Genomic DNA, 15,244 nt, shown 5'->3' with positions numbered 1-15,244 from the left:
CCGCACCGGCGGCGTCGCGGGCGCGCGCGGGCGGTCTCCCACGATACGCCTCAGCCGGGGACCGGACCGGTGCGCAGCCGGTCGACCAGGTCGCCGAGGGCGCTCTCCGACACCGGATCGTCCCAGGTCCAGAACGGGACGGTGCGCAGGTGCCGGCCCTGCGGGTCGAGGAGCTGCCCCGCCAGCTTGATCTGCCACAGGTCCACCGCGCGGTCGGTGATCGTCAGCTGCGGGAAGCCGCGGCGCAGCGCCGTCTCGAACGCCTGGACCCGGTCGATCGACCGCAGCCACACCGCGAACAGCATGTTGTCGGCCCCGGACAGCGACGCGCACATCCGTGTCTCGCGCAGCCCGGCGAGCCGTCCGGCCAGCCGCGCCACCTCGTCCGGCGGCGCGCTCGCCCACAGGTACACCGTCACCGGCCAGCCCGACAGCGACCGCGCCACCTCGCACCGGTAGCTCAGCGCGCCGCCCCGCTCCATCCGGGCGAGGCGCCGCCGGACGGTCGCCGGGCTGAGGCCCGTGCGCTCCGCGAGCCGCGCGACCGGCTGCCGGCAGTCCTCCACCAGCAGCCGCAGCAGCTCGCGGTCCTCCACCCGCAGCGCCCAGTCGCCCGTCCCGTGCGGACGGCCGGCCAGCAGCAGGTCCCGCTGCCGGACGTCGAGCCGGTCCAGCCGCCACCTGCTGCCCTCCGAGTGCAGGGTCGTCGCGATCTGGGTGCGGGTCGCGGTGACGCCGGCGAGCCGCCCCAGCCGGAACCCGACGTACCGGGCCAGCTCGGCGTTGTCGCGCAGGACGACCGTCGCGATCAGGTCGCGGCCGCCGGTGACGTGCTCGAGGTTGAACACGTGCGGGTCCTCGGCGATGTCGGCGGCGACCTCGTGCAGCCGTTCGGGGAGCAGTCGATCTCGATGAACGCCACCACCGGGTTCACCCACTCCACCGCGACCGGGTAGCAGGCCAGCCACGCCAGCCCGGCTCCGCTCAGCCGCGCCCAGCGGCGCGCCGCCGTGGAGCCGTCCACGCCGAGGGCCGCGCCGATGCGGCGCCAGTCGGCGCGGGGCGCGGTCTGCAGCGCGGTGACGAGCTGGTGGTCCAGCTCGTCGAGGGTGCCCGATGTGTGCATCCGATCCGGGTTTCGTGGCGGATACCGGCAGGTGAGGTCCGGTGGAACGGTCTGCCCGCACCATACCGGCATGTCGATCCGTGAAGACGCCGCCGGCCTGCGCGAGGAGCTGACCGTCCTGCGCCGCGACCTGCACCGCGAGCCCGAACTCGGGCTCGACCTTCCGCGCACCCAGGAGAAGGTGCTCGCCGCCCTGGACGGCCTGCCGCTGGAGATCTCCACCGGCACGGCGCTGACCTCCGTCACCGCCGTGCTGCGCGGCGGGCGCGCCGGGCGCCCGGACGGGACGCGCGGGCCCGCCGTGCTGCTGCGCGGCGACATGGACGCGCTGCCCGTCCACGAGGACACCGGCCTCGACTACGCCTCGGCGGTCCCCGGCCGGATGCACGCCTGCGGCCACGACCTGCACGTCGCGGGCCTCGCCGGCGCCGCGAAACTGCTCGCCGCGCGCCGCGCCGAGCTGCCCGGCGACGTCGTTTTCATGTTCCAGCCGGGGGAGGAGGGCATGGGCGGCGCCGAGATCATGATCGGGGAAGGGGTGCTGGACGCGGCCGGAGAGCGCGTCGCCGCCGCCTACGGCCTGCACGTCTTCTCGACCGTCCTCCCGCAGGGCATGGTGGCGACCAGGCCGGGGCCGGTGCTCGCCGCCTCCGACGCCGTGCACGTCACCGTCCGCGGGGCGGGCGGGCACGGCTCGTCCCCGCACGCCGCCAAGGACCCCGTCCCCGCGCTCGCCGCGATGATCACCGCCTTCCAGACGATGGTGACCCGCGACCTCGACGCCCTCGACCCCGCCGTGGTGACGGTCGGGTCCGTGCACGCCGGGACCGCGGGCAACGTCATCCCCGAGACCGCGACGCTGGAGGCGACCGTCCGGTCGTTCTCGGAGGACGCGCACCGCCGGGTGCGCGCGGGGATCGAGCGGGTGGTGCGCGGCGTCGCGGAGGCGCACGGCGTCACCGCCGACCTCGACTACACCGAGCAGTACCCCGTCACCGTCAACGACGCCGCCGAGGCCGCGTTCGCGCTGGACACCGCCCGCGACCTGCTCGGCGACGAGCGCGCCGTCGGCGCGCCGCGCCCGATGGCGGGCTCCGAGGACTTCTCGTTCGTCCTGAACGAGGTACCCGGCGCGTTCCTCGGCCTGGGCGCCTGCCCCGCCGACCGCGATCCCGCCACCGCGCCCATGAACCATTCCCCGCAGGCCGCCTACGACGACGCCGTGCTGCCCGACGCGGCCGCCCTGCTCGCCGAACTGGCCGTCCGGCGGCTCGCCCGGGAGGAGACCGGATGACCGCGACCGCCGGCGCCAAGGCGCCCGAGCCCGCCGGACCGGCGGGCGCCCCGCCCATCGAGTCCGTCACCACCGTCGTCGGCGTCCTGGTGATGTTCGAGCTGGTCAGCGGGTTCCTGCAGGCGGGCGTCGCACCGATCCTGCCCGCCATCGGCGACCTGCACGGCGTGTCCGACTCCGCGGTGACGCTCGTCGTCGCGGTCCAGCTGCTCGCGTCCGCGGTCTGCGCGCCCGCCTTCGGCCGGCTCGGGGACCTGTACGGGCACCGCCGGATGCTGCGGATCGCGCTGGTGTCCACCGCGGTCGGGTCCGTGCTGGTCGCCGCCGCCCCCAACTTCGCGATCCTGCTGGTCGGCCGGTTCCTGCAGGGCGCGCTCGTCGCGCTGCTGCCGCTGGAGATCTCGCTGGTCCGCGACCGCCTCCCGGTCGACCTCGCCCGCCGCGCGATCGCCCGGCTCGTCGCCGCGCTCGTCCTCGGCGGCCTGCTCGGCGCCGTCGGGATGGGCGTGGCCGTCGAGGTGTTCGGCGACGTGCGGCTCGCGCTGGCCGTCCCGGCCGTGCTCGCGGTGATCTGCGTGCCGGTGTCGATGGCGTTCGTCCCCGAATCGGTCACCCGCGCCACCGGACGCATCGACCTGCCCGGCATCGCGCTGCTCGGCCTCGGCGTCGTCGGCGTCCTCGCGGGCGTCACGCTGGCCGCCGAGATCGGCTGGGGCAACGCCGCCACGCTCGGCGGACTCGGCGCCGGGCTCGCCCTGCTGGCCGCGTGGACGGTCATGGAGCTGCGCGTGCGGCAGCCGCTGGTCGACCTGCGCGCCATGGCCGGACGGCACGTCGCGCCGTACTACTTCGCCTCGTTCGCGTTCGGCATCATCTACTTCGGCAGCCAGTCGCCGAACTCCACGTTCATGGCCACCGACCCGGACGAGGCCGGCTACGGGTTCGGCATGTCGGCCCTCGGCATCTCGATGGTCATGCTGCCCGCGCTGCTCGCCAGCATGCTGGCGTCGGCGAGCGCCCCGCGCGTCGCCGCGAGGATCGGCTACCGGGTCACGTTGATCGCCTCGTTCGGCCTGGTCGCCGCCGGGTCCCTCTGGTTCGTCGTGTTCCACGAGCACGTGTGGCAGCTCGCGTCCGGGCTGGTGGTGGCCGCCCTCGGCATGGGCGCCGCGCTGAGCGCCATGCCCACGGTGATCGCCGAGGCGAGCGACCCCGCCCACACGGGCGTCTCGACCGCCCTCTACAACAACGTCAAGACGGTCGGCGGCGGCGTCGCGGGCGGCGCCTTCGGCACCGTCCTGGCCGCCGCGGCGGGCTCGGAGCACCCGAGCGAGGGCGGCTACATGACCGTGTGGATCGTCTGCGCGCTGTTCGCGTTCCTGGCCGCCGCGCTGGCCTACGCCGCCGGGACCGGCGGGCGGAGGTCCTGACGCGCCGCGGGCCCGGACCGTCCGCGGTCCGGGCCCGCGGGGACGTCAGAGTTCCAGCGCGGCCGGACGGGCCACGTGCCACCACACGGTGTAGACGGTGAGCGCGAGCCCGGCCGCGGCGATCGTCCCGACGCAGCCGTAGTACAGGATCGTGTGGACGTCCGGCACGTCCGGGAGCATCAGCGCGCTGAGCATGCCGCCCGCCGCCGACACCGCCGCGATGCCAGCGCACACCGGCAAGCGCAACCCCCCGCCCGCATCGCCCACCGGCCCCCGCGCGTTCGTTCGCGTGTCCGTCCGCTCGTCCACCTGCGCTTCCGTCCGAGTGGCCGTTCGCGCATGCGTCAGGGTGCCTGTTCCGGTGCCCGCGGCGGTTGCCGCGGGGGCGGGTGCGTGGGCCTTCCGGAGCCAGCGGGTCAGCCACAGCAGGACGATCGCCAGCCCGGCCACACCGCTGATGTACTGCAGCCAGACGTACACCGCCACGCCGCCGAGCGACTCAGTGAGCCAGGGCAGCTCGCCGGCGAAACTCCAGTTGAGGTGCGTGAAGGCGTCCCAGAGCACGTGGGTGGCCGCGCCGATCGCGACGGACGGCACCGCCCACCCCCAGCGCACCGGCGCGTCCAGCGGCAGCCGCCGCCGCACCCGTGCCGGGGCGAGCGCCGCCAGCGGCCGCTTCCACAGCAGGTGCCACACCGCGAACGCGGCGAGGCCGATGAGGACGTCCACGGTCACGACGCCGTGCGCCCGATGCGTGGTGCTCCGCAACTCCATCGCGAAGAAGAAGTACGGGATGTCCGGCGCCATCGACCCGATGACCAGCGCGGACGGTACCAGCGGCCCCCGCGCCAGCGGCAGCACGGCGGCGGTATGGCTCAACGTGAACGGCACGCGTTCCCCCCACGGAACTCGACGAGATCGTCCGTCCCGTACGACGAGCGGCGCCCGTCCCGAGTTGTGGAGGGGTCGTGAAGATCGTCAGGCGGGCAGCGGGACCTCGCGGCGGGACCGCAGCAGCCGGTCGAGATCGCCGGGAGACCCCTCGGGCGCGGGCAGCCGGCGGGCGTTGAAGTCGTCGACGAGGGTCCGCACGGTCTCGCGGGCGCACGACTTGTTCGTCCCGATGAAGCCGGTCGGGCCGCGCTTGATCCAGCCGGTCACGTAGGCGCCGGTCACCGCGTCGCCGGTGTCCGGCGCCACGACGCGCCCGGCCTCGTGCGGGACGGTGCCGGAGGCCGCGTCGAACGGCAGGCCGGGGACGGCGCGCCCGTGGTAGCCGATCGACGACAGCACGAGGCCCGCCTCGACCGTCTCGGTCTCCCCGGTCGGCACCGCCCGGCCGTCGACCAGCTCGGTCCGGGCGAACTCGACGCCTTCGGCCGTGATCCGCTCGGGGACGCGAGGTACCGCAGCGTGATCCGCCGGTTCCCGGACGGCGCGCGCTCGTCCAGCTCGCGAAGCATGCGCAGCTTGTGGACGGTCGAGTGGGGGGCGTCGCCGTCCGGTTCGGCGTCGAGGGCGGCGCCCTCGAGCACGACGTCGATGCCCGGGGTGTCGAGCAGCCCGCGCAGTTCGGCGACCGTGAAGGCCGACTGGGCCGGGCCGCGCCGCCCGGCGACCACGATCTCCTCGATGCGGCTGCCGCGCAGCGCGGCGAGCGCGGCGGGGGAGATGTCGGTGCCCGCGAGCCGCTCGGGGTCGCTCGCCAGGATGCGCGCCACGTCCAGCGCCACGTTCCCGTTGCCGACGATCACGGCGCGCCGGTGCGACAGGTCGAACGTCCGGTGCGCGTGGTCGGGGTGGCCGTTGTACCAGGCGACGAACTCGGTCGCCGTCCCGGCGAGGTCCGCGCCGGGGACGTCCAGCCGCCGGTCCGACGACGCGCCGACCGCGTAGACCACCGCGTGGTGGTGGCCGAGCAGTTCCTCGTGCGTCACGTCGCGGCCCACCTCGACGCCCAGGTGCAGCCGGCAGCCGTCCTGCGCGGAGATCCGGTCGAACAGCTCGGTGACCTGCCGGGTCTTCGGGTGGTCGGGGGCGACGCCCGTCCGGGCCAGGCCGTAGGGGACGGTCAGCCGCTCGAACACCTCGACCCGCGCGCCCGGTACGGTCAGCAGCTCGTCGGCGGCGAACATCGCGGCGGGACCCGATCCGACGATCGCGACCCGCGGCGGCTCGCCGCCGCGCACCCGCAGCGGCGGGGGCTTGGGCGCGAGCAGCGGCGCCGGCGGCCGCGGCGCCCGGTAGAAGTCGGCGTTCAGCGGCAGGAACGGCAGTTGCTCGTCCGCCAGCTTCGTGTGCGGGAGGATCGCGCCCACCGGGCACGCCGACACGCAGGCGCCGCAGTCCACGCACGTCGCGGGATCGATGTAGAGCATCTCCGCGGTGTGGAAGTCGGGCTCGTCCGGTGTCGGGTGGATGCAGTTGACCGGGCACGCGTGGACGCACGAGGCGTCGTTGCAGCACGACTGCGTGACGACGTGGGGCATCGGGCCTACGCCGCCTGCCGCCGCGCGGTGCGGTGCGGCTCGCCGCGGTACCGCGACGCGGGGCCGTCGATGCCGCACAGCCGCCAGAGGCGCTTCGCGACCGGGTTCATCAGCCCGAGCTGCTCGGCCAGCATCCGGACGTCGCCGAAGTAGTCGCGCAGGATCTGCCGCGAGTGCGGGCGCCTCCAGAACGCCTCCCGGATCACCTTGCGCGGGATGCCGAACTCCTTGGCCATCTCCCCGGGCGGCGCCATGATCGCGCCCGCCAGCCAGCGCATGATCAGCGGGTAGGCGATCGAGGTGACCGCGCGCCCCGCCTTCGACTGCCGGGAGACGTGCTCGTGCAGGAACCGGTGCGCGAACGAGATGTGCCGTGCCTCCTCGGCGATGTGGATCTCCATGGTGCGCAGCAGCGCCGGGGGGCGGGCCGCGCCGTCGTGGATCACGCTCTTCTGGAAGTGGTCGATCGGCTCCTCGCCGGCCAGGATGCCGATGAAGAAGAGGATCGGCAGGTGCGCGCCCAGGTGCCAGTACTGGGAGGTGAACCGGTAGTCCCGCCGCATGCCGGGCACGTCGGCGCCCGTCCGGTTCACCATCTCCTGGAACATCTGGATGTGGTTGCACTCCTCCGTCATCTCGTGGAGGCAGTACCGGAACTCGGGCGATCCGTTCGGCAGCCGCATCGCGTACTGCATCATGCCGCGGATCAGCACGCTCTCGAACTGGAGCCCGACCTTGGTGATGTTGGCCGACCGCCACATCCCGATGGCGATCTTCCGCTCCTCGGGCAGCGCCTTGTACCAGGGGTGCGCGCCGAGCGGGTCGCAGTCCGGGAGGATCCAGCGCGGGTCGTCCGCCTCGACGGCGTACTCGGGGGAGTCCCAGTCGATGTCCAGGTAGGGGTCGAAACGCCGGTGGACCGAGCCTTCGGACAGGGTCGCCAGTACGTCCCGGTACTCCTGATCGATCTGCACGATCGCCTCCAGCCGAGCGCCGTTTACACTTACATGGGCGACTGTAAGTAGCTTATGACCGAGGGGTCAACCCCCGGGGCCCCCGCCGGGAGCGTGACGTGGGATACTTTTCGGACCCGGAAGGAAGGCCACGGTGAGTCAGACGAAGAGCGCGCCCCGGCGCCCGTCCCTGTCACCTGCGCAGATCCGGTCCAAGATCCTCGACGCCGCCGCCGACTGCCTCGTCGACGGCGGCTTCGCCTCCGGCCGGCTCCTGTCGGCCGTCGCCCGCCGGGCCGGGCTGTCCCGCCCGACCCTGTACAAGTACGGCGGCACGATCGACGACATCAAGCAGGCCCTGTTCGAACGCGAACTCGCCGCCTTCCTCGACGCGCTCGCCCCCCGCCTGCGCGCCCTCACCTGGACGGTCGACGGCATCGCCGACCTGCTGGTCTTCATCGTCGGCTACGCCCGCGGCCACACCCTGCTGAACGCCGCGCTCCGCGACGTCCCCGAGCTCGCCCTCCCGATCTTCACCCTGCAGGCCGAGGGCCCGATCCGCCTCATCACGCAGGTGGCGGAGCCGATCGTCCGGGAGCGGATCGACGCCGGAACCCTCCCGCCGCACGACATCCCCGTCCTCACCGAGGTCCTGTTCCGCATCGCCATCTCCACCGTCCTCATCCGCAGCGACATGGACTTCGACGACCCCGACGTCCTGCGCGACTACCTGCGCACCACGATCAGCTTCGCCGCCGGCCTCCCGGCGTCCTGAGCCGGCTGCTCCGCGCGGCCGGTCCGGTCCGCGCAGCCGCCGGTGCGTCGGGCGACTCGGCGCGGGCTTGCCGGCCTCGAGCGGCAGTGTGCTCGCACCGCAGCACGGATAGACTCCGGAGGAAAGACGTCGCGGCAGTCCGAGCACGGGAAGGTGGCATGACGGCTCAACCAATCGACCACAATCCGCTCGATCCGGAAGACATTTTGCGGCGGCTTCCCCGAAATGAGCGAGACCGCTTCATTCGCGACTACCACAGCGCGCTGGAGGCCGCGCACGAACTCTGGCGTTACCGGCAGTTGCAGCAGGTCCTGCGCCTCTGGCATCTCCGGGCCGTGGCGTATGCCCAGCACGATTTCAAGGAACGAGCGGAACAGGCTCGAGTGGCCTCCGCCGAGGTATTCACGGCGGCGGAAGAGGCGATACCGGGTTGGGCGAGGCGCGGGGACGGCGCTCGTTGAGCTTTCGGGTCGAACTCCATGCGACCCCATCCGCGCAGATGTCCGGGCTGCCATCCGATGCGTTCGACGCCCTCGTTTCGACGATGGTCGATGCTGCCGAACGCCCGTGGGACGCGATGGCCATGTACAACGACGAGCCTGAGTACCGCCAAGTCATCTACGGAACCGCGGGCCTGGTTTCGTTCTACGTCGACGTCGAAGCCGAGATCATCCGAGTCTTCGATGTCACATGGGCGGGTTGACCGGCGGTCAGCGTAGTGCGGCTCCTTCGGGGAGGCCGATGAGGTCGAGTTCGTCGCGGCGGGGCAGGCCCTCCCAGTCGCCGCGGCTCTGCACGGCGAACGCGCCGACCGCGTGCGCCCGGACGAGCCGGGCCTCGGCGTCGAGCCCGTCCAGGAGCCCGGAGAGGTAGCCGGCGACGAACGCGTCCCCGGCGCCGATCGAGTCGACCGGGCGGACGCGGCGCGCGGGCACCGTGCGGGTGCCTTCGGCGGTGACCGAGCGGGCCTCGCCGCCGTCCTTGACGACGACCTCGCGGGTTCCGTGCGCGAGGAGCCGGGCGGGCTCCCCGACGAGGGGGAGTTCGTCGGGGGACGCGATGACGTGGTCGGCGCGCGCGGCGAGCGGGGCGAGGGCCGCGGCGGCGGCGTCGCGGGTCCAGAGCCGCTCGCGGTGGTTGACGTCGAGGCTGACGAGGGCGCCCCGCTCGCGGGCGAGGTCGCACAGGGCCGTGACGGCGGCGCGGCACGCGCCGCTGAGCGCCGGGGTGATCCCGGTGACGTGGACGATCCGGGGCGCGGCGTCGAGCGCGGCGACGTCGTCCGGGCAGAACCGGGACCCGGCGGAGCCCGCGCGGAGGTACTGGACGCGGGTGAGGTCGGGCAGCCGCTGCTCGAACATGATCACGCCGGTGGGGGCGGCGCCGTCGCGGGCCACGCCCGAGACGTCGACGCCCTCGGCCCGCAGGGTACGGGTGACGAGGTGTCCCGGTTCGTCCGTCCCGACGCGTCCGGCCCACGCGGCGGCGTGGCCGAGGCGGGCGAGCCCGATCGCGACGTTGCTCTCCGCCCCCGCGATGCTCGCGGTGAAGCCGGAGCCCAGCCGGATCGGGCCGGTGGCCCGCAGCGCCATCATCGTCTCGCCGGCGGTCAGGACGTCCGTCACGGCCGCACCGCCGCGACGAACGCGCGGGCCCGCGCCCGCAGCTCGCCGAGGTCCCCGCCGTGCGGCGCGTCCCCGCAGAGCGGCGAGCCCACCCCGACCGCGACCGCGCCGAGCTCCAGGTACTCGACCGCTTCCGCCTGCCCGACGCCCCCGACCGGGACGAACGGCACGTCCGGGAACGGGTCGCGCAGCGCCTTGAGGTAGCCGGGCCCGTTCGCGCTCGCCGGGAACAGCTTCACCGCGCTCACCCCGGCCGCGACGGCGGCGGCGACCTCGGACGGGGTGAGCGCCCCGGCGAGGACGGGCAGCCCGAGCCGCAGCGCCTCGTCCACGCCCGCGCCGAGCGACGGCGTCACCGCGTACCGGGCGCCCGCGTCCCGGGCGCGCCGCGCGTCGCCGGCCGTCAGCACCGTCCCGGCGCCGACCCGGACGCCCGCGCCCGCGACCTCCTCGATCACGTGCAGGGCGTCCGCGCCGCTCAGCGAGACCTCGATCAGCGAGACCCCCTCGTCGGCGAGGGCGAGCGCCGTCCGGACGGACGCCGCGCGGTCCCGCCCGCGCACGATCGCGACCAGCCGGTGCGTCCGCAGTTCGTTCGTGAGTTCGTTCACCATTCCGCGTGTCCTCCATCCGGGTGCCGCCATACCGGCGGGCGCCAGCGGTGGCCGCTCCGGTCCGCGGCGCGCACCGCGTCCTCGTCGATCTCGATGCCCAGCCCGGGCGCGTCCCACCGTTCGATCGAGCCGTGCGCGAACGCGAGCGGCGACCGGTCGGCGAGGTAGTCGAGCACCTCGGCGCCGTCGTTGTAGTGGATGCCAATGCTCTGCTCCTGGATCAGGAAGTTCGGCGTCGCGAACGCCACCTGCAGGCTCGCGGCCAGCGACAGCGGGCCGAGCGGGCAGTGCGGGGCGAGCAGCGCGCCGTACACCTCGGCCAGCGACGCGATCCGCCGCACCTCCGAGATGCCGCCCGCGTGCGACAGGTCCGGCTGGGCGACGGCGATCCCCGCCTCCAGCGCGGGCCGGAAGTCGGCGCGGGAGAACAGCCGCTCGCCGCACGCGATGGGCGTCACGGTGGCCGCGACCACGTCGCCGAGCCGGTGCGTGTACTCCGGCAGCACGGGTTCCTCGACGAACAGCGGGCGGTAGGGCTCCAGCAGCGGGACGAGCCGCCGCGCGGCGGCGACGCCGATCCGGCCGTGGAAGTCGACGGCGAAGTCGTTGCCGTCCCCGATCGCGTCCCGCACGGTCGCGACCCGCCGGACGATGCCGTCGATCTCGCGGACCGTCGGGGACACCCCGACCCGTCCCGACGCGTTGATCTTCACGGCGGTCAGCCCGGCGTCCAGCTGCGCCGCCGCGGCGTCGCCGACCTCGCCCGGTTCGTCCCCGCCGATCCAGCCGTACACGCGGACCCGGTCGCGGACCGCGCCGCCGAGCAGCTGGTGCACCGGCACACCGAGCGACCTGCCGAGGATGTCCCAGAGCGCCTGGTCGAGGCCCGCGACCGCGCTCGACAGGACGGGGCCGCCCCGGTAGAACGCCGCCTTCGTCATGAGCTGCCACAGGTGCTCGACGCGGCGCGGGTCCTCGCCGAGCAGCAGCTCCGCCACCTCCTCGACGGCCGCGCGGGTCGTCTCGGCCCGCCCCTCGACGACCGGCTCGCCCCAGCCGACGAGACCGTCGTCGGTCTCCACCCGGCAGAACAGCCAGCGCGGCGGCACGAGGAACGTCTCGACCCTGATGATCTTCACGCGGATCCCTTGGTGATGCTCCAGCCGCCGTCGACGAACAGCGACGCGCCGGTGATGAACGAGGCGTCCGGCCCGGCGAGGAACGCGATCGCCGCCGCGACCTCCGCCGGGCGGCCGAGGCGGCCCGCGACGGTCTCGGCGGCGCTGCGCTCCCGGTCGGCGGCGCCGACGCCGTCCCACTGCGCGGTCAGCACGGGCCCCGGCAGGACGGCGTTGACCCGCACGTCCGGGCCGTACTCGACGGCGAGCTGCCGGGTCAGCCCGGTCAGCCCCGCCTTCGCCGCCGCGTACGCGGGCCGGTCCGGGAGCCCGAACGAGGCGTGCACGGACGACACGACGACGATCGACGCGCGCGGGCTGCGGCGCAGGTCGTCCAGCGTGGCCCGCACCCCGAGGAACGTCCCGGTGAGGGTGACGTCGAGCTGCCGCCGCCACGACTCGACCGGGATCTCGCCCGCGGCCCCCGCCTCGTAGCGGACGGCGTTGGACACCAGGACGTCGACCGGGCCGAGCGCCTCCCGGCACGCGCGGACGGCGCGCCCCCAGTCGCCCTCGTCGCCGACGTCGCAGCGCACGCCGAGCGCGCCGGGCAGTTCCGCCGCGACGGCCTCGACCTCCGGCGACACGTCGAGCAGCGCTACCGCGTACCCGTCCGCCGCGAGGCGCCGCGCGGTCGCCGCGCCGATGCCGTTCGCCGCGCCCGTGACGACCGCGACCGGCCGTTCCCCCGTGGACGCCGTCATGCCTTCTCCGTCTCCGTTCGTGTCGCGCCCACCCGGACGGCGAGCGACGTCGAGCCGCCGGGCGCGATCGGCTCCCAGGGGCCGAGCGCCTCGCATTCGACGATCCGGTCCGGCGGGTTCAACCCGCCGAGATGATCCAGCGGCCGGTCCAGCGGGTGCTCCATCCACACCTCGGCCCGCGAACCGCCGTCGGGGTACGCGGCCCCCTCGTGGACGTCCCAGTCCATCGTCAGCCGGTGCCCCGCCCGCGTGTAGGTCAGGCGTCCTGTGGAGCCGGGGAAGCCGAGCTTGCCCACGACGTCCTGCGCCGGGACCTCGACCGTGCCCGGTCCGGGACGCGTCCACGCCGGTGCGGCCGTCCCGACCGCCAGTTCGACCGGTTCCCCGAACCCTGGGCCGACCTCTACCCGGACGGTGCCGCCGCCCGGATACTGCGCGACGTTCCACAGCGCCCACCGCACGGGCTCCGCCGTCTCGTTGACCGCCGTGAGCCGCAGGCCGTAGGCGTCCGACCCGGCTTCGAGGCGGATCTCCCGGCGCAGCCGCAGCCCCGTCCGCGGATCGTGCTCGCTGGTCAGGGCCGCCGCCGCGAACCCCGGACCCGTCCGGACGTCCGCCCGGTACGGGCCCGAGTCGAGCACCGGGTCCGGCGGGCCCGCCCACTCGGCGTCCGATGTCCAGCCCTGCGGCGCCGGCCAGGTCTTGTCGCCGCCGTAGTTGCGCCAGTTCGCCATCGGGCCGGACGTGCGCTCCGGCCGGTGCCCGCCGGCCGGACGCAGGCGGTCGTCCAGCAGCGCGGGGTTGCGCCACAGCAGCTCGGCGCCGTCGTGGACGAGGCTGAGCAGCCGTCCCCCGAGCGCGGGGACGATCCCGAGCCGCAGCACCCCGTTGTCGAGCCAGAGCACGTCATAGGGCCCGGACGAGTCGGTCACCGCCTCCGTCATGCGGCATCCGGCACGAGCACGACCTTGCCCTTGCTGCTCCCGGCGGCCAGCGCGTACGCCTCGTCCGCGCGGGAGAAGCCGAACGCGTCGCTGACCGCCCTCTCCGGCCGCAGCCCCCACCCGACCAGGTTGCGCGCCAGCTCGCTCATCGCGGGCAGCGACGTCACCCAGGACGCGTGGATCGTGAGCTGCTTGTGCAGGAGCGTGTCCGAGACCTCGGTCACCAGGTCGCCGCCCTCGCCGACGAGGGACACGTGCCCCCACTCGGCCGCCGCCTCCAGGGCGAGGCTCCGGCCCGGCCGCGAGCCCGAGCAGTCGATCGTGACGGCCGCGCCGCCGCGCCCGGTGATGTCCGCGACGGCCTGTGCGGTGCGGTCGTCGGACGGGAGCGTCGCGTCGAACACGCCGAGCGTCCCGGCCCACGCGCGGCGCGCCTCGGACGGTTCGACGCCGATGACCTTGCGCGCGCCCATCCCGCGGCCGATCATCCCGGCGGCGAGCCCGACCGGGCCGAGCCCGACGACCAGCAGGTCCGCGTCGCCGCTGACCCCGGCGCGGCGCAGCCCCTCGTAGGCGGTGCCGAACCCGCAGGCGATCAGCGCGCCGTCCACGTACGACAGCTCGTCGGGCAGCGGCACGCACGTCCGCTCCTCCGCGAGCAGGTACGGGGCGTGGCCGCCGTCCCGCTGCCACCCGTACGACTCCCGGCCCGAGCCGCAGCTGATGTAGTGCCCGCGGCGGCAGTTGTCGCACAGGCCGCAGCCCACGATGTGGTACACGATGACGCGGTCGCCGACGCCGAAGCGGCGCACGCCGGGGCCGGTCGCGACGATCCGGCCGGACGGCTCGTGCCCGGCGACCACGCCCCGGTAGGCGGGGCCGTCGACGCCCCGGTACCCCTTGTACTCGCGGTAGATGAAGCCGATGTCGCTGCCGCAGATCCCGGACGCGCCGACCTCGACCAGCACCTGCCCGTGCCCCGGCTCGGGCACCGCGTACTCGCGCAGCACGGCCGTCGAGTCGCCGGGCAGGAACACGCCCCGCATCGTGGATTCCGGCACTGTGGATTCCATCAGAGTCCCCCGTTCTCAGGTGGTCGCCGCGTTCGCCCGGCCGCGCCGCGCGACGAGCACGTTGATCAGCACCGCGCCGACGATGATCACGCCGCGCACCACGTTCTGCAGGAAGGAGTCGACGCCGAGCAGCACGAGCCCGTTGCCGATGACGGTGATGAACACGACGCCGAGCAGCGTCCCGAGCATCCCGCCGCGGCCCCCGGCGAGGGCCGTCCCGCCGATCACCACGGCCGCGATCACGTCGAACTCCAGCCCGGACGCCGCCCCGCCGCTGCCCGAGCCGAGCCGGGCGGCCAGCAGCACCCCGGTGATCGCCGACAGCAGGCCGGTCGTCGCGAACAGCAGCACCCGGACGCGGGTGAGGTTGATGCCCGCGAGCCGCGCGGCCGCCGCGTTCCCGCCGATCGTGTACACCGAGCGTCCGTACGCGGTGAACTTCGCGACGTAGGCGAACACGGCGAACAGGATCAGCATCACGATCGCCGCCGTCGGGATCCCGAGGACGTCGCCGCCGAGCACGTCGAACAGGCCGCTGTCGGGCAGCGTCACCGGCAGCGCGTCCGTCAGGTACAGGCCGAGGCCGCCGAGGACGCTCCACAGGCCGAGCGTCGTGATGAACGACGGCACGTCGAACGCGGCGCGCAGCCAGCCCGCGAGCGCGCCCCAGGCCAGGCCGAGGGCGAGCGTCACCGCGATGGCGCCCACCGGGCCGAGGCCCCATTCGGTGGCGCCCTTGGCGACCAGCACCGACGCGAACGCCGTCGCCGGGCCGATGCTGATGTCGATCTCCCCGGCGATGATCACCAGCGTGACGCCCCACGCGGCGATGCCGACGGACGCGGCGTCCCGCAGGATGCCGAGCTGGTTGTCCAGCGTCAGGAACCCGGCGGCCGAACTGGTCAGCGCCACGTACAGGACGGCGATGGCGACCAGCAGCCCGATCTCGTTCAGCTGGTGCGCCCGGCCCTGGAACAGGCGCGCCGCACCGCCGCCGGTGCTCGCCCCGCCGGGCGGGGCGGTCTGCGTGGTGGTCATG

At 74.4% G+C, this 15,244-nt stretch carries 18 protein-coding genes; 5 read left to right on the top strand and 13 right to left on the bottom strand.

Going from position 1 to position 15,244, the window contains the following annotated elements; all coding sequences use genetic code 11:
- Nucleotides 1–50: 50 nt before the first annotated feature.
- The gene (locus F7P10_RS08340) at nt 51–848 is read right to left on the bottom strand and encodes an AsnC family transcriptional regulator (RefSeq protein ID WP_254716480.1); all 798 of its coding nucleotides are present in this window, start codon (nt 846–848) and stop codon (nt 51–53) included.
- Nucleotides 809–1,126 (bottom strand): AsnC family protein, encoded by a 318-nt coding sequence (locus F7P10_RS44065; protein WP_254716479.1) that lies wholly within the window; start codon nt 1,124–1,126, stop codon nt 809–811. The genes F7P10_RS08340 and F7P10_RS44065 overlap by 40 nt, the downstream gene beginning before the upstream one ends.
- Before the next feature lie 70 nt (nt 1,127–1,196).
- Here F7P10_RS44065 and F7P10_RS08335 point away from each other — a divergent pair, with 70 nt between their 5' ends.
- Both F7P10_RS08335 and F7P10_RS08330 read left to right on the top strand, forming a co-directional pair.
- Entirely contained in the window at nt 1,197–2,420 is a 1,224-nt protein-coding gene (locus F7P10_RS08335; protein WP_151008824.1) for a M20 family metallopeptidase, read from the top strand.
- Nucleotides 2,417–3,850: an MFS transporter gene (locus tag F7P10_RS08330; protein WP_151008823.1), complete on the top strand. Its 1,434-nt coding sequence runs from the start codon at nt 2,417–2,419 to the stop codon at nt 3,848–3,850. The genes F7P10_RS08335 and F7P10_RS08330 overlap by 4 nt, the downstream gene beginning before the upstream one ends.
- Before the next feature lie 45 nt (nt 3,851–3,895).
- Here the strand turns inward: F7P10_RS08330 and F7P10_RS08325 are convergent, their stop codons facing one another.
- From F7P10_RS08325 to F7P10_RS08315, 4 genes are all read right to left on the bottom strand, one after another.
- Nucleotides 3,896–4,741, bottom strand: a complete 846-nt coding sequence (locus tag F7P10_RS08325; RefSeq protein WP_151008822.1) for a DUF4184 family protein — start codon at nt 4,739–4,741, stop codon at nt 3,896–3,898.
- A gap of 87 nt (nt 4,742–4,828) precedes the next feature.
- Nucleotides 4,829–5,050, bottom strand: a complete 222-nt coding sequence (locus tag F7P10_RS43195) for a hypothetical protein (protein WP_218040419.1) — start codon at nt 5,048–5,050, stop codon at nt 4,829–4,831.
- On the bottom strand, nt 5,023–6,339 hold the full coding sequence (locus F7P10_RS08320; protein WP_218040418.1) for an FAD-dependent oxidoreductase: 1,317 nt from the start codon (nt 6,337–6,339) through the stop codon (nt 5,023–5,025). The genes F7P10_RS43195 and F7P10_RS08320 overlap by 28 nt, the downstream gene beginning before the upstream one ends.
- A gap of 5 nt (nt 6,340–6,344) precedes the next feature.
- Nucleotides 6,345–7,313 (bottom strand): diiron oxygenase, encoded by a 969-nt coding sequence (locus tag F7P10_RS08315; protein WP_151008821.1) that lies wholly within the window; start codon nt 7,311–7,313, stop codon nt 6,345–6,347.
- Between the two features lie 133 nt (nt 7,314–7,446).
- On the opposite strand from F7P10_RS08315, the gene F7P10_RS08310 reads away from it, so the two are divergent.
- The 3 genes from F7P10_RS08310 to F7P10_RS08300 all read left to right on the top strand — a co-directional run bounded on the left by F7P10_RS08310 (nt 7,447) and on the right by F7P10_RS08300 (nt 8,770).
- Complete coding sequence (locus tag F7P10_RS08310) at nt 7,447–8,067, top strand: TetR/AcrR family transcriptional regulator (RefSeq protein ID WP_151008820.1); 621 nt, start codon at nt 7,447–7,449, stop codon at nt 8,065–8,067.
- A 158-nt stretch (nt 8,068–8,225) separates the two neighbouring features.
- Nucleotides 8,226–8,528 (top strand): DUF6247 family protein, encoded by a 303-nt coding sequence (locus F7P10_RS08305; RefSeq protein ID WP_176611355.1) that lies wholly within the window; start codon nt 8,226–8,228, stop codon nt 8,526–8,528.
- The gene (locus F7P10_RS08300) at nt 8,525–8,770 is read left to right on the top strand and encodes a hypothetical protein (RefSeq protein WP_151008819.1); all 246 of its coding nucleotides are present in this window, start codon (nt 8,525–8,527) and stop codon (nt 8,768–8,770) included. The genes F7P10_RS08305 and F7P10_RS08300 overlap by 4 nt, the downstream gene beginning before the upstream one ends.
- Nucleotides 8,771–8,777: 7 nt before the next feature.
- Here the strand turns inward: F7P10_RS08300 and F7P10_RS08295 are convergent, their stop codons facing one another.
- The 7 genes from F7P10_RS08295 to F7P10_RS08265 are packed head-to-tail and all read right to left on the bottom strand — an operon-like array spanning nt 8,778 to nt 15,243.
- Nucleotides 8,778–9,692 carry a sugar kinase gene (locus F7P10_RS08295; RefSeq protein WP_151008818.1) on the bottom strand — a complete coding sequence of 305 codons (915 nt, stop codon included), beginning with the start codon at nt 9,690–9,692 and terminating at the stop codon, nt 8,778–8,780.
- Nucleotides 9,689–10,306, bottom strand: coding sequence for a bifunctional 4-hydroxy-2-oxoglutarate aldolase/2-dehydro-3-deoxy-phosphogluconate aldolase (locus tag F7P10_RS08290; protein WP_151008817.1), 618 nt, complete (start codon nt 10,304–10,306; stop codon nt 9,689–9,691). Before F7P10_RS08290 ends, F7P10_RS08295 begins: the two co-directional genes overlap by 4 nt.
- A complete protein-coding gene (gene dgoD, locus F7P10_RS08285) occupies nt 10,300–11,445 on the bottom strand; it encodes a galactonate dehydratase (RefSeq protein ID WP_151008816.1) in 1,146 nt (381 codons plus the stop codon). The genes F7P10_RS08290 and dgoD overlap by 7 nt, the downstream gene beginning before the upstream one ends.
- Complete coding sequence (locus F7P10_RS08280; protein ID WP_151008815.1) at nt 11,442–12,188, bottom strand: SDR family NAD(P)-dependent oxidoreductase; 747 nt, start codon at nt 12,186–12,188, stop codon at nt 11,442–11,444. The genes dgoD and F7P10_RS08280 overlap by 4 nt, the downstream gene beginning before the upstream one ends.
- Nucleotides 12,185–13,132, bottom strand: coding sequence for a DUF4380 domain-containing protein (locus tag F7P10_RS08275; protein WP_151008814.1), 948 nt, complete (start codon nt 13,130–13,132; stop codon nt 12,185–12,187). The genes F7P10_RS08280 and F7P10_RS08275 overlap by 4 nt, the downstream gene beginning before the upstream one ends.
- A complete protein-coding gene (locus F7P10_RS08270; RefSeq protein ID WP_254716478.1) occupies nt 13,129–14,193 on the bottom strand; it encodes a zinc-binding dehydrogenase in 1,065 nt (354 codons plus the stop codon). Before F7P10_RS08270 ends, F7P10_RS08275 begins: the two co-directional genes overlap by 4 nt.
- A gap of 27 nt (nt 14,194–14,220) precedes the next feature.
- A complete protein-coding gene (locus tag F7P10_RS08265) occupies nt 14,221–15,243 on the bottom strand; it encodes an ABC transporter permease (protein ID WP_151008812.1) in 1,023 nt (340 codons plus the stop codon).
- Nucleotide 15,244 lies beyond the last annotated feature (1 nt).

The organism is Actinomadura sp. WMMB 499 (assembly GCF_008824145.1).
GTDB lineage: Bacteria > Actinomycetota > Actinomycetes > Streptosporangiales > Streptosporangiaceae > Spirillospora.
Note: the sequence above shows the minus strand (reverse complement) of the source record. Positions and strands in the feature narration are given on the sequence as shown.